The 15,568-nt window shown below is 70.9% G+C and carries 12 protein-coding genes; 6 read left to right on the top strand and 6 right to left on the bottom strand.

Going from position 1 to position 15,568, the window contains the following annotated elements:
* Nucleotides 1-65: 65 nt before the first annotated feature.
* Both GNZ18_RS04595 and GNZ18_RS04600 read right to left on the bottom strand, forming a co-directional pair.
* Nucleotides 66-1,661 carry an MFS transporter gene (locus GNZ18_RS04595; protein ID WP_173390649.1) on the bottom strand — a complete coding sequence of 532 codons (1,596 nt, stop codon included), beginning with the start codon at nt 1,659-1,661 and terminating at the stop codon, nt 66-68.
* Nucleotides 1,662-2,224: 563 nt separating this feature from the next.
* The gene (locus tag GNZ18_RS04600) at nt 2,225-2,596 is read right to left on the bottom strand and encodes a hypothetical protein (protein WP_156214879.1); all 372 of its coding nucleotides are present in this window, start codon (nt 2,594-2,596) and stop codon (nt 2,225-2,227) included.
* 772 nt (nt 2,597-3,368) lie between these two features.
* Between GNZ18_RS04600 and GNZ18_RS04605 the strand changes: the two genes are divergently transcribed.
* The 4 genes from GNZ18_RS04605 to GNZ18_RS04620 all read left to right on the top strand — a co-directional run bounded on the left by GNZ18_RS04605 (nt 3,369) and on the right by GNZ18_RS04620 (nt 7,702).
* Nucleotides 3,369-4,145 (top strand): polysaccharide deacetylase family protein, encoded by a 777-nt coding sequence (locus GNZ18_RS04605; protein WP_312874300.1) that lies wholly within the window; start codon nt 3,369-3,371, stop codon nt 4,143-4,145.
* Between the two features lie 95 nt (nt 4,146-4,240).
* Nucleotides 4,241-4,768 (top strand): DUF1707 and DUF4870 domain-containing protein, encoded by a 528-nt coding sequence (locus tag GNZ18_RS04610; RefSeq protein ID WP_156214880.1) that lies wholly within the window; start codon nt 4,241-4,243, stop codon nt 4,766-4,768.
* 229 nt (nt 4,769-4,997) lie between these two features.
* Nucleotides 4,998-6,365 (top strand): FAD-binding oxidoreductase, encoded by a 1,368-nt coding sequence (locus GNZ18_RS04615; protein WP_156214881.1) that lies wholly within the window; start codon nt 4,998-5,000, stop codon nt 6,363-6,365.
* A gap of 71 nt (nt 6,366-6,436) precedes the next feature.
* Nucleotides 6,437-7,702 (top strand): class I SAM-dependent methyltransferase, encoded by a 1,266-nt coding sequence (locus tag GNZ18_RS04620; RefSeq protein ID WP_156214882.1) that lies wholly within the window; start codon nt 6,437-6,439, stop codon nt 7,700-7,702.
* Nucleotides 7,703-7,946: 244 nt separating this feature from the next.
* Here the strand turns inward: GNZ18_RS04620 and GNZ18_RS04625 are convergent, their stop codons facing one another.
* Complete coding sequence (locus tag GNZ18_RS04625) at nt 7,947-8,564, bottom strand: YbhB/YbcL family Raf kinase inhibitor-like protein (RefSeq protein ID WP_214618638.1); 618 nt, start codon at nt 8,562-8,564, stop codon at nt 7,947-7,949.
* Nucleotides 8,565-8,938: 374 nt separating this feature from the next.
* Nucleotides 8,939-9,640 (bottom strand): hypothetical protein, encoded by a 702-nt coding sequence (locus GNZ18_RS04630; RefSeq protein WP_156214883.1) that lies wholly within the window; start codon nt 9,638-9,640, stop codon nt 8,939-8,941.
* 374 nt (nt 9,641-10,014) lie between these two features.
* On the opposite strand from GNZ18_RS04630, the gene GNZ18_RS04635 reads away from it, so the two are divergent.
* Nucleotides 10,015-12,027 (top strand): glycosyltransferase family protein, encoded by a 2,013-nt coding sequence (locus tag GNZ18_RS04635; RefSeq protein WP_156214884.1) that lies wholly within the window; start codon nt 10,015-10,017, stop codon nt 12,025-12,027.
* 10 nt (nt 12,028-12,037) lie between these two features.
* On the opposite strand, the gene GNZ18_RS04640 is transcribed toward GNZ18_RS04635, so the two are convergent.
* The gene (locus GNZ18_RS04640) at nt 12,038-13,582 is read right to left on the bottom strand and encodes a long-chain-fatty-acid--CoA ligase (protein WP_156214885.1); all 1,545 of its coding nucleotides are present in this window, start codon (nt 13,580-13,582) and stop codon (nt 12,038-12,040) included.
* 296 nt (nt 13,583-13,878) lie between these two features.
* Nucleotides 13,879-14,523, bottom strand: coding sequence for a lytic polysaccharide monooxygenase auxiliary activity family 9 protein (locus GNZ18_RS04645; RefSeq protein ID WP_156214886.1), 645 nt, complete (start codon nt 14,521-14,523; stop codon nt 13,879-13,881).
* A gap of 282 nt (nt 14,524-14,805) precedes the next feature.
* Here GNZ18_RS04645 and GNZ18_RS04650 point away from each other — a divergent pair, with 282 nt between their 5' ends.
* Complete coding sequence (locus GNZ18_RS04650; protein ID WP_156214887.1) at nt 14,806-15,420, top strand: hypothetical protein; 615 nt, start codon at nt 14,806-14,808, stop codon at nt 15,418-15,420.
* The last annotated feature ends 148 nt before the right edge of the window (nt 15,421-15,568 follow it).

Consider the following 15,568-nt stretch of genomic DNA (forward strand, 5'->3'; position numbering starts at 1 on the left):
GAGAGGTGGTTTGTGGAGCCGTTCCAGGACCCGCAAGGTCGCCCTGATGATCCATCAGAAACGCCCTAGTGCTTTGTCTTGGTGGTGGTCTTTTCGGGGCTCGGGCGTTTTCGGGTTTGGGGTTTCAGGGTCAGGCAGAAGAGGGCGGCTGCGGCGAGTATCGCTGCTGATGTGAGGAGGGTCGTCTGCATTGCGGTTGTGTAGGCGGCGGCGAATGTCTTCTGGCCGAGGTGGGTTAGGAGGGAGGTTTCCGCCGGTGGCAGGTCGTGGGGCGGAGGCGGTGGGCTGAACCGGTGGCCGTTGGTCGTCGCGGTGTCGATGAATTGGGCGCGTAGTTGTGGGGGCAACTCGCCGGCGTGCTTGCGCGCCTCGTGGCGCAGAGCCGAATTCAGGCGGGTGGACAGGAGGACGCCCATCACTGCGGTGCCCATCACGCCGCCGATCTGGCGGGTGGTGTTGGCCACGCCGGACGCGGCGCCCGCCAGGCGGGTGTCGACATGGTCCATCGTGACCTGTTGCAGGGGCGCGAAGGTCGCGCCGCTGGCCAGGCCGATGATCAATAGGCCGGGGAGCAGGTGCCGCACGCCGGAGTCGGCGCCTGCCGTCAGGGCGAGGACGGCCAGGCCGACGGACAGGGCGGCGAGCCCGGTCATGAGGACGAGCCTGCCGCCGACCCTGTCCGACACCCGTCCCGCGAAGGCCGAGCCGACCGCCGTGAGGGCGGCGTTGGGCAGCAGGACCAGGCCCGTGCGCAGCGGCGAGAAGCCGCGCGCCATCTGGAGGTAGAGGACGAGCACCAGGGATATGCCGATCATCCCGAACTGGAAGACGAAGCCGATCCAGTTGCCGGACGGGAAGTTGCGCTCCGAGGTGAACAGCTCCCACGGCATCAGCGGTTCGCCTCGCTGGACGCGCTGCCAGATGATGAACAGCAGCAGGAGCATTACGCCGGTGGCGATGAGCGACGTGATGCCGATCGGCCCGCCGATCTTTCCCCAGCCGTAGCGCCGGCCCTCGATCAGGCCGAAGACGATGCAGCTCAGCCCTGCGGTGACGAGCGCGACGCCTCCCAGGTCGATCCTGTGGGTGCGCGAGGGGCGGAGGTCCGGGATGAATACGAGCGCCAGCACCAGGATCATCACACCGATGGGCGCGTTGATGAAGAAGATCCAGCGCCAGGTGAGGTGGGCGAGGACGAGGCCGCCCAGGACCGGGCCGATGATCGGCGCGAAACCCGCGATCGCGCCGAACACGCCGAAGGCACGTCCACGCATGGGGGGCGGGAAGGTGACCAGAATCGACGAGATCACTTGGGGGAACAGGAGCGCCGCGCCGATGCCCTGAAGGATTCGTGCCGCCAGGAGTTGCCCCGGGGATGCCGATAGGCCGCAGAGGACGGAGGCCATCGTGAAGATGGAGACGCCGGTCAGGAAAAGGCGCCTGTAGCCGAAGATGTCTCCGAGCTTCCCCGTGGTGATCAGCAGGGTCGAGAAGACGAGCAGGTAGGCGTCGATCATCCACAGCACCTCGTCGTAGGAGGCGTGGATATCGGCGATCAGGGATGGGACGGCGATATTGACGATGCTTCCGTCCAGCAGGGCCATGAAGAAGCCTGCGCACAGGATGCTGAGGGTCAGCCAGGGACGATGGGCGGCTGGCATTCCGGTGACCTCCGTATGGGGGGCACCGGCCGGTAGGAAGGAGCGTGACATATGGCCCTCGGCCCGGGATCCACCGACCGGTTCGGGTTTGTGGTCCCTCAGGGCATGCCTGAGGGATTCCGTCCGGGCGCGTTAAGGCTGGGGCGCGGTTCTGGTGGATCGTGGGGCCGGCGCGTGTTCAGAGCACGAAAGGGCCGAAGTGGGGCGGGAAAGCTTCCGGGCTCGCCGAAAAGTCACAACCATCGCAGGACGCCTTGTCAGGATGTCGTGTGACTCTCACCTTCCACGTGCCATCGGACACGGGAAGCTGATTGGCGAGGCATGGCCCCTGGTGAGATATCGCGAGGGAGCATAGCAGGTGCCGTGCGGCGTTTCGCAAGCCCGCCGCTCGTCTTTTGGGGCACCGTTCTGCCGTGCCGTCGCATGGATCGTTCCCGATGGCCGCAATGGCCGGAACGTGGTGACCCGTCCAATGTCAGGCGCCGGACCTCGTCGACGGCGGCAGGGGGAGCGGGCGAGTCCGAGACGGTCTCCCGGGCGGGCCGGCCCGGGCGTCTCCTGGCTCAGGGGGCGACGGCCTGGCCCGGGGTGCCCGGGTCGATGCGGCGGTCGCGGTTGCGCTCGTTCCACGCGCGCATGCGTGGCGGGTAGCCGACGATCTGTACGTCGTACACGGGGAGCCCAAGGTCGCGGGCCACCTTGCCGATGACCTTGGGGGAGCCGACGCGGCGGCGGGTCCATTCGCCGTCGTGGGCGACGGCGACGGCCGTGGTGTCGGTGGCGAACGTCTCCGGCTCGACGTAGAACTCCACGCCGCGCCGGTCGCGTGCGAAGGCGATAAGTGCCTCGATGTCGGAGTCGGTCGCCTCCCGGTCGAGTTTCGTCACCGTTGAACCACGGTTCTTGCGTATCCCGAATCGGTCGCGGAACCTCATGACCTGTCCCGTCGTGTCTAGGGCACCCGGAACCGTTCCGGGGCCGGTTTTGGTGTACGACGATAACGATCGTTCGTGGCCGACGGGTTCCCGACACAGCGGCGGCCTTCAAGGTACTCAAGAGCGCGAGCCCTAGACTGGCGGAACGGGGAAATCGGCGGCGGGGGTGTTGATGGACGGGCCGAGCCTGGTCCGGCGGGGGGCGCTCGGCGTGCTCGCGGCGGCGTTGTGCGGGGCGTTGAGCGCGCTGTCTCCACAATCGGGGTCCGCGGGGCTCATGGCGGCGGCGCATCATGTTCCTCCGCCGAAGACACCGCGGAGCGCGCGGGGTTCCTCCGATGTGCGCGGGGCGGCCGAGAATGGGCCGGGGAATGGGGCGGACGCGTCCTCCGGTGCGGTCGGCCAGGAGTCTATTTCCGGTCAGGGCACGGCAAAGAGCAATGGCGGCCCGGAACGGCCGAACACCCCGGGAGCGGAAGGGCCGAACGCCCCACGCGGGGATGCGCCGAACACCCCGCGAGCGGGTGGGCCGAACGCGCCTGGGGACGGAGGGCCCAACGTCCCGCGCGGGGATGGGCCGAACGCGCCTGGGGCCGGAGAGCCCAACGCGCCGCTAGGGGATGGGCCGAACGCTCCCGCGGCAGCGGGAGCGAATGTTCCGCGAGGGGGCGGGGCGAATGCTCCCGCGGCCGGAGGGGCCGACGGCCCGCGGGCGCATGGGCCGGACAGTCCTGCGACCGCGGGGGCGGACGCTTCAGGAGCGGAGGCGCCTGTGGGAAGGGGCGGCCATGAGTCCGAGGCGTCCCAGGTCAGGGCGCAGGTGGGCGGTGACCCGAACGTCGTCACCCAGCGGGTGCTGCGGGCGTTCGACACGCCCGGTGTGATGGGGGCCGCCGGTCTGGTGGAGAGCCCGAAGCGGCAGGAGGCGGTGAGCGGGGGCGTCGACTGCGCGCGGGCCAGGTGCGTGGCGTTGACCTTCGACGACGGGCCGGTGGAGAGCACCGCCAAGCTGCTGGACATCCTCGCCGAGCGGCGGATCAGGGCGACGTTCTTCCTCATCGGGAAGAACGCGGCCGAGCGTCCCGACATGGTGCGGCGCGAGTACGCGGCGGGGCACGAGATCGCCAACCACAGCTACACGCATGCCGACCTGGGGCACGCGCCGGAGAAGATGGTCGACGCCGAACTCACCGGGACGCAGGAGGCGATCCGGCGCGCGATCGGGGTGGCGCCGGTGCTGCTGCGCCCGCCGTACGGGTCGACGGGCCGGCGCCTGACGTCCAAGACGCGGCGGATGGGGCTGGCGCAGGTCCTGTGGACGGTCGATCCGCTCGACTGGCAGATCCGCGACAGCCGCGCGGTGGAGCGGCGGGTGATGAAGTCGGTGCGGCCGGGGGACGTGGTGCTGATGCACGACATCCACCCGACGACGGTGGCGGCCGTGCCGAGGATCCTCGACCGGCTGGAGCGCGACGGCTACGTCTTCGTCACGGTCACGGAGCTGTTCGGCGGGACGATGACGCCCGGCAAGATCTACGCCCAGCGCTGAGGCGCCCGGACCCTGAGCGGGGCCCGGACGGGTGGGGGGAAGGCCAGGGTCATCCCCGATGGCCGTCAGGGGTGGAGCCTCCGACCATGGAGAGTATGGACAGCAGTTATGCGGCGGGGAATCTGCGGGTCTCGGACGCCGAGCGCGAGCCGGTCCTGGAGCGCCTCCAGGAGGCCTACGCCGAGGGACGGATCGACCACGACGAGTTCGACATGCGGGTGCACCTGGCCATGACGGCCAAGACCCGCGACGACCTGGGCACGGTGACGCGCGACCTGGTCCCGGTCCAGCAGCGGGGGGCGCTGTTCCCGGGGGCCGTGCCGGAGCAGCCGACGGGGGAGGACCGGATGCTCGCGGCCGCCGCGCACGCCGTCGCGGTGCCGACGTTGTTCGTGGGGCCGCTCGTGCTCATGCTGCTCAGCGGGAAGCGCTCGGAGTACGTCCGGACGCAGGCCAAGGAGGCGGTGAACTTCCAGGTGACGCTGCTGCTGGTCACGATCGTCACGTTCGGCGTCGGCGGGCTGCTGTACGCGGTGGCGTGGATCCTGGCGGCGATCGCGGCGGTGTTCGCGCTGACCGGCCAGACGTTCCGCTACCCCTGGATCCTGCGGCTGGTGCGGTAGGTTCGCTCCCGGTCCGCGGGAGCTGGCGGACGGGTTTGTCGCCGTGTGCCTTCGGGGAAAGGTTGACGTGGCCGCCTCTACGCGGCACCGTCGCCACCTGGAGAGGGCTGCTCGGAGATGGACGCGTGCGTTGAGGCTTTATTCCCCTCTCGACCTGTGATGACCCTAACGTCCGAGTTATATGGAACGTACATGGGATGATCGATTTACTGTGTCCGGGGAGGGGTAGATGACGGAGCTTGCGATCAAGGGCGACCACCAGCGGGCGGTGGAGGCGCTCAGGAGGTCCTACGAGGCGATTCCGGCGGGGGCGCCGGTGCGGCTCGCGAAGCGGACCTCGAACCTGTTCCGGTGGCGCGACCCCTCGGAGGCGCCCGGCCTGGACGTTTCCGGGTTCGACAGCGTGCTGAGCGTCGACCCCGAGGAGCGGACGGCGCAGGTCCAGGGCATGACGACCTACGAGGCGCTGGTGGACGCCACGCTGCCGCACGGGTTGATGCCGACGGTCGTCCCGCAGCTCAAGACGATCACGCTGGGCGGCGCGGTGACCGGGCTCGGGATCGAGTCGACGTCGTTCCGGGACGGCCTCCCGCACGAGTCGGTGCTGGAGATGGACGTCCTGACCGGGGACGGACGGATCGTCACCGCGTCCCGCGACAACGAGCACTCCGACCTGTTCTACGGCTTCCCCAACTCCTACGGGACCCTCGGCTACAGCCTGCGGCTGAAGATCGAGCTGCGGCGGGTGCGCCCCTACGTGCGGCTCCGCCACCTGCGGTTCGGTGACGCCTCCGAGCTGGCGAAGGCCATGGCGGAGATCACCGAGGCGGGGACCTACGAGGGCGAGACCGTCGACTTCATGGACGGGACGGTCTTCGGCAAGGCCGAGCAGTACATCACGCTCGGGTTCTTCGCCGACGACGCGCCCTACACCTCCGACTACAAGGGCCAGAAGATCTACTACCGCTCGATCCAGGAGCGGTCGATCGACTTCCTGACGATCCGCGACTACATCTGGCGCTGGGACACCGACTGGTTCTGGTGCTCGGGCGCGTTCGGCGTGCAGAACCCCACCATCAGGCGGCTGTGGCCCGACAAGTACAAGCGCTCGGACGTGTACCGCAAGCTCGTCGCCTACGACCGCCGCTACCATCTGGTGGCGCACGTGGAGCGCTGGCGGGGGCTGCGACCGCGCGAGGACGTCATCCAGGACATCGAGGTCCCCGTCGAGCGGCTGCCGGAGTTCCTGGAGTTCTTCCACGACAAGGTCGGGATGAGCCCCATCTGGCTGTGCCCGCTCCGGGCGAAGGAGCGGTGGCCGCTCTACCCGCTCGAAGTGGGCCGGACGTATGTGAACGCGGGGTTCTGGGGGACGGTGCGGCTGCCACCGGGTCGGATCCCCGAGCACCACAACCGGCTGATCGAGCGCGAGGTCGCCGCGCTGGAGGGGCACAAGTCGCTGTACTCGACGGCGTTCTACGCCCGGGACGAGTTCTGGCGGTACTACGACGGGGAGACCTACCGGCGTCTCAAGGGGGCCTACGACTCCCAGGGGCGGCTGCTGGACCTCTACGACAAGTGCGTGCGTGGACGCTGACCAGGCGTCCGATCGGGGGGATGCCTCGGAGGGCTGGTGGCCGACGGGGCGGAGAGACAGGAGGGATCAAGATGACGCTGGCCAGGGTCTTCGAGCAGCTCGCCGGGGCTGAGGCGCCAGTGGAGTTCACGGCCTACGACGGGTCCCGGGCGGGGGTGCCGGGCGCGGACATCCGGTTCGACGTCCGCTCCCCGTACGCGGTGTCCTACCTGCTGCATTCGCCCGGGGCGCTGGGACTGGCCCGCGCCTACGTCACCGGCATGATCGATGTCAGCGGCGACATGGTGCGGGCGCTCACGACGATGCAGCAGGTGCTCGGCGACGTGACGCCCCGCGACAAGGCGCGGATCGTCGGCGGGGTGCTGGGCGACCCGCTGCTGCGCGCGGCGATGTCGCGCCGTCTGGACCCGCCGCCGCAGGAGGCCCCGTTCAGCCGCGTCCCGACGTGGCTGCGGCACTCCAAGCGCCGTGACGCGAAGGCGATCTCGCACCACTACGACGTGTCCAACACGTTCTACGAATGGGTGCTGGGCCCGTCCATGGCCTACACCTGCGCGTGCTACCCGTCCGAGGACGCGACGCTGGAGCAGGCGCAGTTCCACAAGCACGACCTGGTGGCGAGGAAGCTCGGGCTCCGGTCCGGGATGCGGCTGCTGGACGTGGGCTGCGGCTGGGGCGGGATGGTGATGCACGCCGCCAAGGAGTACGGCGTGCGGGCGCTCGGGGTGACGCTGTCCAAGCAGCAGGCGGAGTGGGCGCAGAAGGCGATCGCCGACCGCGGCCTGTCCGACCTGGCGGAGGTCCGGCACCTCGACTACCGGGACGTGGCCGAGACCGGCTTCGACGCGGTCAGCTCGATCGGGCTCACCGAGCACATCGGCAAGAAGAACCTGCCGTCCTACTTCGGGTTCCTGCACGGCAAGCTCAAGCAGGGCGGGCGGATGCTGAACCACACCATCACCCGGCCCGACAACGCGTCCCCCGCCATCAAGCAGGGCGGGTTCATCAACCGGTACGTGTTCCCCGACGGCGAGCTCGAAGGCCCGGGGTACGTCCAGACGCAGATGAACGACGCGGGCTTCGAGATCCGCCACCAGGAGAACCTCCGCGAGCACTACGCGCGGACGCTCACCGGCTGGTGCGACAACCTCGACGCGCACTGGGACGAGGCCGTCGCCGAGGTGGGCGAGGGCACGGCGCGGGTGTGGCGCGTCTACATGGCGGGCTGCGTGCTCGGGTTCAACCAGAACTGGATCCAGCTGCACCAGACGCTCGGCGTGAAGCTGGACGACGACGGCGGCAGCCACATGCCGCTGCGTCCCGACTGGGGAGTGTGACCAGGGCGTCGCTCCCCGCGGGACGACGAGCCGGCCGGACGCCTCGGGCCGGCTCGTCGTCGTCCTGCGGCGGCCGGGACGCGGAGCGCCCCGGCGTGCGCGCCTTCGCCGCGCACGCCGCGCGTTCCCCGTTCCGTCCGCGTTTCCCGCGTTCTCTGTGTTACCTGTGTTACCTGTGTTCCTCGTTACCTGTGTTCCTCGTGCCACCGGCGTTTCGCATGGTCCTTTCGGTCTGCCGGACGGCTCATGATTCCCCGGACACGGCGGTCGATCCTATGGACGCCCTCATGATGGCCTGGGCCGCCGTCCGGATGGAGGAGTTGGACGAGAGTTCCGACAGGGTCGCCTTGTTCAGCGCGTAGACGGTGAACTCGTAGGTGTTCACCGACGACGGCGAGCAGGGGCCCTGGTATCCGAACAGGCTCGCGCTTCCCCGGTAGTAGACCTGCCGCGACCCGGCCGGGACGGTGGGCTGGTAGACGTGCTCCACATTCTGCGGGAGCGAGCCGACGGTCGCCGGAATGTCGTAGATGATCCAGTGCAGCAGCGCGTTGTTGTCGAGGTCGCGCATGATGATCGCGTAGCTCTTGGCCTCGGCCGGGCCGCCCGTCCACGCGAACGGCGGCGACTCGTTCTTCTGGCCCGGGTCGCCGCTGCCGTCGCTGGTGCACAGGTGGACCTTCGGGATCGTCCCGCCGGGACGGAAGGCGCTGCTGGTGATGGAGAACGCGGCCTTGGAGGCGGCGGGGGACGAGGCGGCGCGCGTCGGGGCGGCGGGGGCGGAGGCGGCGTCGGCGGCGGTCGCGGTGCAGGCGGTTCCCGCGGCGAGCAGTGCGCAGAAGAGGACTCGGCTGGTGATCACGGGGTGCTCCTAAGAAGGACGGTTCCGGATTCGGTGCTCCCCCCCGTTTACCCCTGATATTCACGTTGGTCGTCTCGTAGTGTAGGGACAGCGCTTTCCGCGCGCCACCGCCCCGGTGCCGCCGGTCCCGGTCTTCCAGGAACTTCTGGGCACTTCTCGGGCTTTTGTTGGCACCTGCGGCGCACTCCGGCACCCGCGCGGCGCAATTGTGGCAGGGAAGTACAGATCACCGTGGCACGCATCGACAAAGGCGAAGAGATTCGCCGGTGATGGCGGGCCGCCGCGCCCGCGGGTGAATAGCGAAAGGCCGGGCAATTCCCGCGGCCGGGATCGTCGATCCCGGCCGCGGGGCGCCCGGCCCCGTGCGGGAACGGTCAGAGGAGTTCGAGCGTGCCCATGATCTGGTCGGCGTCGTCCGGCATCTCGCCGTCCTTGGCCGTGACGGTCAGCGAGCAGGCGCGGGACCCGTCGGCGACCTGGACCTGGCGGCCGGTGAGGGTGCCGGCGGCGGTCCGCAGCGAGTAGGTGGTGCGGATCCCGGGACGGCCGGCGACGGTCGTCCGGGTGATCTCGACGTCCTGCGCGCCGAGTTGGACCATGCCCGACCGGGTGGCGGCCTCCAGCGCGTCGACCGAGGAGACGGGGGTCGGCGTGCAGAGCGCGTTGACGTTGGTGGCGTAGCCGCGCTGGGCGGCCTCGGTCTCGACCGCGTACAGGGCCTTCTGCTTCTCCAGCGAGGCGAAGCTCTGCCGGAGCATCTCCTCGTTCGCGCCCTGGAGGCCGAGGCGCTTGAGGCCCTGCTCGGCCTCGCCGCTGGTGAGGTCGATCTCCATCCAGCCGGCCGGGATCGACATGCGGACGCCGTTCTCGGGCCCGCCGACGGCCTTCCACCCGGCGGGCGTGCCGCCGTTGGCCGAGCCGGCCGGGGTCTGGGACGGGGCGCTGGCGGACGGGGCGGAGGGAGGGGTCGGGGCCGGGGGCAGCGCCGGGTCCTCCTTCTTGTCGCCCAGGCAACCGGTGAGGGACAGGGCGGCGGCCGTGGCCACCACCGTGCAGGCGATCAACCGGCGGACCATGAGGGGGTTCCTTTCGCAACACAGTGTGTGGAAAAGAGATGCTTTATCCGACCTTCCGGTTCAACCTCATCTCTGTGACCTGCATCACACACAAGGCGGGTATCCGTGGGGGATTGGCGGCATATATGTCCGGTTCGCCCGTCCCTGTGCGGGCGGTCTCGCCCCGAATGACCGGGTTCGAGTCCCGGGCCCCGTCGGCGGCGGTACGGGCCGGCGACGGTCCGGTGAACGTTGGGTGGCGACCCGGCCGGGTACGGCGGACGGCGGGAACGGCGCGTCTAGCGTGAACGCGAGGGCGGCCGCCGCGCCCCCGCCGCCGTGCCGCCCCCTCCGCACCGCCGTCCCTTCCACCGACCTCACACCGGGAGCCCGCCGTGCCGGACACCGACCCGACGACCGCCGAGATCAACGGTCTGCGGGCGCGGGGCGACCGGCTCGCGGCCGACAACGCCGCCGTCCGGATGCGCCTCGCCGAGCTGGAACGCCAGCGGGACGAGCGCGACGAGCAGATCGGCCGGCTGATCGGCTCGCTCAACGACGCCGCGCGCCGCGTCGGCGAGCTGGACCGGGCCCGCGCCGAGCAGGAGCACCGCGCCGACAAGGAGCGGTGGCGGTTCGAGGAGCTGCGGCTGCGCCGCTGGACGCGGCTCGGCCCGGCGCTGGCCGCGCTGCGCCGCAGGCCGCTCGCGCCCGCCGCGCTGCGCCGCGTCCGGGACGCGCTGCGCGAGCGCCCCCTGCCGCCCGAGCCCCCGGCCGAGCCCCGCCGGACGCGCCGTCCCGACGTCCGCGTCGCCGACACCGAGCCGGTCGAGCCGGCGGGCGCGGCGCCGCGTCCGCCGGAGGGCCCGGTCGCCCGCCCCGGCCTCGTCGCGGCGGTCGTGCTCGGGCCCGTCCTGGAGGCGGCGCTGCGCTACGAGTGGACGCAGGTCGCCGGCCTGAAACCGGGCGACTGGTGGGAGACGCTGGAGGCGCGGCGCCCCGCGCTGCTGCTCGTCGAGTCGATCGGCACCGGTCTGCCCGTCGCCGAGATGGCCGCCTGGTGCCGCGAGCGCGGCGTCCCGTCCGCGTACTGGGACACCGGCGCGGGCCTCGGCGAGGCCGCCGGGGCCTTCGACCACGTGTTCACCGTCGACTCCGGCGCCGTCCCCGAGCACCGGCGGCGGCTCGGCCACGACCGCGTCACGCACCTGCCGTTCGCGGCCCAGCCGCGCCTGCACAACCCCGTCCGCGTCCACGACCACGGCCGGTACCCGCTGCTGTACGAGGGGGAGTACGACGCGACCGCCGAACCGCTGATCGCCCCCGCGCCCCGGCTCGGCGCGCACTTCGCCGCGACCGGGGTCCCGCACCTGTACCGGCAGCGGGTCGTCCCGCCGTGGCCGCACGAGCGGGCCGCGTCCGCCCGCAAGCGCTACCAGGTCATGATCGCCCCGGACGCGCGGCGGGCGTACGAGGCGGCCGCCGCCGGGGTCCCGGTCGTCCACCACAGGGCGGACGCCGCGCCCTCCTTCGGCCCTGCCGTGGAGGACGGCAAGGACGCGGGGCGCATCCTCCGCGCGCTCCTGCGCGCTCCCGAACTGCGCGACCGGCAGGCCCACCTCGCCCTGCGCGAGATCCACGCGGCGCACACCTACAGGCACCGGGTCGACACCGTCCTGGAAAAACTGGGGAGCGCGCCGGTGCGGCGGGACGGACGGCCCACCGTGTCGCTGGTGATGTCGACCTGCCGCGCCGAGCAGATCGCCCCCGCCGTCGAGATGATCGCAGCCCAGGAGTGGCGTCCGCTGCAACTCGTCATGGTCCTGCACGACCTGGACCTCGACCCCGTCCAGGTGCAGAAGCAGGCCATGGCCGCCGGGCTCGACGACGTCGCCGTCCTCACCGCCGACCGCTCGCGCACGCTCGGCGCGTGCCTGAACATGGCGATCGACGCCGCCGACGGCGACTACGTCGGCAAGGTGGACGACGACGAGCTGTACGGCCCGCACTACCTGACCGACCTCGTCCCCGCCTTCTCCTACACCGACGCGGGCGTGGTCGGGAAGCTCGCCCACTACGCCCACCTCGGCTCGATCGACGCGACGCTGCTGCGCTACCCCGACCTGGAGAACCGCTACGTGGACGTCCTGCGCGGCGGCGCGCTCCTCGGCCAGGGCGGCCTGATGCGCTCCTACCGGTTCGCCGACCTCGGCCGCGGCGAGGACACCGACCTGTTCAAACGGCTCCGCGCGGACGGCGTGCGCGTCTACGCCGCCGACCGGTTCTCCTTCGTCACGATCCGGCACGCGGACGCGGCGCGCCACACCTGGCGTCCGAGCGACCTGGAACTGCTCTCCGAGAGCCGCGTGGCGTTCTACGGGTTCGCCAGGGAGCACATCCTCTTCTGAGAGGCGGAGGTCAGCGCAGCTCGCGCTTGAGGATCTTGCCGGTGGCGGTCATCGGCAGCTCGTCGCGGAACTCGACGATGCGCGGGTACTTGTAGCCCGCGAACCGCTCCCTGCCCCACGCGACCAGCTCGTCCTCGGTCACGGTGGCGCCCGGCGTGCGGATCACGTACGCCTTGACCTCCTCGCCGTGGGTGGCGTGCGCGACGCCCACGACCGCCGCGAGCGACACCTGCGGGTGGGTCATCAGCTCCTCCTCCAGCTCCCTCGGGTACACGTTGAAGCCGCCGCGGATGATCATGTCCTTGGAGCGGTCGACGATGTAGTAGTAGCCCTCGTCGTCGCGCCGGGCCACGTCGCCGGTGCGGAACCAGCCGTCCCGGATCGCCTCGTCCGTCGCCTCGGGACGGCCGTGGTAGCCCTTCATGACGTTGTGCCCGCGGATCGCGATCTCCCCGGGCCCCTCGCCCTCGATCTCTTTCCAGTCGTCGTCGATCAGCCGCATCTCCACGCCCCAGATCGGCAGGCCGATCGACCCCGCCTTGGTCGGACGGTCCGGACGGTTGAACGAGGCCACCGGCGAGGTCTCCGACAGCCCGTACCCCTCCAGGATGTTCACCCCGAACCGCTCCCGGACGCCCTTGATGACCTCCATCGGCAGCGCCGCCCCGCCCGACACCGCCACCCGCAGCTCGGCGCGGATCGCCTCGATCTCCTCCGGCGACGCCTCGGCGTGCAGCAACCCCCAGTACATCGTCGGGACGCCCGCGAAGAAGTTCACCTTCTCCGCGACCATCAGCTCGACGGTCTGCCGGGCGTCGAACCGCGCCTGCATGACCAGCGTCGCGCGCCGGTAGAGCCCCACGTTCATCACGCACGTCTGCCCGAAGATGTGGAACAGCGGCAGCGTCACGAGGAACGTGTCGTGCAGCGTCCGCCGGTACAGCGTGTCGTCCACCATCGCGTTCATGAGCAGGTTGCCGTGCGTGAGCTCCGCGCCCTTCGGCTGCCCGGTCGTCCCGCTGGTGTAGATGATCACCGCGGTGTCGGTGCTCTCGGTGCGGACCGTCTCGAAGGTGTCGGGCTGCCCGGCGAGCGCCGCCCAGAACAGCTCGGCCCCCTCGACCGGCGACTCGGTCGTCGCGAGACTCGCCGGGAGCAGGAAGAGGTGCTCGCAGCCCTCCACCTCGGCGGACCCGGCGCGGCCCGTCTCGCCGAGCGGGAAGTCCGGCGTCCCCTCGAAGCAGAACAGCGCCTTCGCCCCGGAGTCGGCCAGGTGGTAGGCGATCTCGCGGGGCCGTAGCAGCACGTTCAGCGGGACGACGACCGCGCCCGCCTTCAGCGCCCCAAAGTAGACCATCGGGAAGTAGGGCAGGTTCGGTGAGGCCAGCGCGACCTTGTCGCCCGGTCCGATGCCGCGCGAGCGCAGCAGGTTCGCGACCTGGTTCGCGACCCCGTCGACGAAGGCGTAGGAGAGCCTGATGTCGCCGAACACGACGGCGTCCCGTTCCGGCGTCTCGCGGGCCGCGTCCTCCAGCAGCACGGACAGGTTGAGCATGGCACTCCTCGCGGGGTGGGCTCCCGCCGGTTGTTACCGGCGAGTGTTGGAACCGTCCAGCTCATCCTGCTGCATGCGGTTCGGCCCGCGCCATCCCCCGGCGTGTGCCGTGACGTGCCGTTCTTCGCGCCTTTCCCGTTCCCGGTGGCGGTCGCGGGGAGCGACCGCCCCGCCCCGCCGTGCCGGGCGGCGGGACGGGGCGGTCGGCCGGAGGGGGCCGGGGGCCGGACGGGTGCGCGGTCCCGTCCGGCCCCCGGCGCGGGCGCAGAGCGGCAGCCCGCGGGGGGAGGTCGAGGTCAGCCGAAGTCGACGTCCGAGCACTGGTAGAAGGCGTTGCCCGTGTCGGCGATGTCCCAGACGGCCACGATCAGGTGCCGGCCGTGGCGGACCGGCAGCGTGCCCGAGTGGGAGAAGTCGCGCGGCGGCTGCTTGTTGCCGTAGTCCAGGCGGAGGAACGGCGTCAGGTCGAGCGCGGCACGGGTCACCGGCCGCTTGTAGTCCCAGCCGTCCTTGGTGACGAAGTACCGGAAGGACGCGGTGGAGTGGGCCGCGGTGAGCGTCCAGGCGAAGGTGTAGGACTGCCCGCCGGTCAGGGACGTGGCGGGCCACTGCCCGCCGCGCGGGTCGTCGAGCGGGGCCCAGCGACTGTCACCGGCGGCGCATATCGTGCCGTCCCGGGGGCCGGACTTCGGGAAGCCCTTCGGGCCCTCGACGCTCTGCGGCTCGTACTTGACCTCCCCGCAGTCCTTCACCGTGCCCTGCTTGCAGAAGAGGGCGCGGCTGACGGGGGTGTTGGTGTAGCCGTGCGAGAAGGCGGGGGCGGCGACGACCACGGTGAGTCCGGCCGAGGCGGCGGCGGCGAGCACCAGCGTCCTCGCGCGGGGCGTGGGGAGCTTGCGGGATGAGGGGAGTCTTCGGGGCGGACGGAGTCTGCTGGGCATACGCGATCCTCCTGGCGGGGGGACTGGAGGGGTGGGGTCCGGATGGAGTCGGTAGCCGTGGGGCGGGGAGCGTGCCGGGGTGGGGCGTCCGGGGACGGCCTCCATTTCTAATAAGAAACCTTCCTATTAGTTTCCGGCTGGAACGGTGCCTAGTCAAGGTTTCAAACATTTGGCCGGATTCGGCCAGGTTCGCCCGGCGTGGCCGGGGTGCCCCCTCCGTCCCACGGCCGCGCCCGCGTCCCCGTTACGATGTGCCGCCTCACCGAGAAAGGGTCCGAGATCTTGATTATCTTCGGCTGGCGGGTGGTCTTCTTCACCCTGAGCAAGGGTGTCTTCCACTGCCCCGACTGCGGCGGCGACCGCGAGTACCGGCGCCGGCAGGGCCGCAACTTCTTCACGCTGTTCTTCATCCCGGTCATCCCGCTGAACAAGACCGGCGGCGAGTTCGTCGAGTGCGACACCTGCCACGGCCGCTGGAACCTCGGCATCCTGGAGGTTCCGACCACCGCGCAGCTCGCGCTGATGCCGGCGATGCTGCTGCGGATGGCCATCGCCCAGGTGCTGCGCTCGGGCGACTACACCCACGCGGCCGCCCGCGGCCGCGCCGTCACCGTCGTCCGCGAGGCGGGCGACCCGTCCTACGACGACGGCGCGCTCACCGCCGACCTCGGCCGCCCCTTCGACGAGGTGCGCGTCGAGATGGCGCGCGCGTCCTCCGCGCTCGCGCCCGAGGCCAGGGAGAGCATCCTGCGCGCCGCCGCCGAGGTCGCGCTGACCGACGGGCCGCTCAGCGTCAACGAGGAGGGCACGCTGTCCGCCGTGGGCGCCGACCTCGGCCTCACCCACGTCCAGGTGACCGGCGTGGTCTCGCTCGCGCGCCAGTCGTCGGGGCACTGAGGGGGGCCGCCGGAACTCTCGGCGGGAGGGCTTGCGGTTGCGCTACGCTTGCTGTATGCCAGCCAGGCTGCTCCTTATACGACCACGCTGACGGATCGACGTCAGCGTGGTGGCCCCTCCTGTGCGAGGGGCCGTTTCATGTCGGCGG

The sequence above is a fragment of the Actinomadura litoris genome, from assembly GCF_009733595.1.
In the GTDB taxonomy this organism is placed as follows: domain Bacteria; phylum Actinomycetota; class Actinomycetes; order Streptosporangiales; family Streptosporangiaceae; genus Spirillospora; species Spirillospora litoris.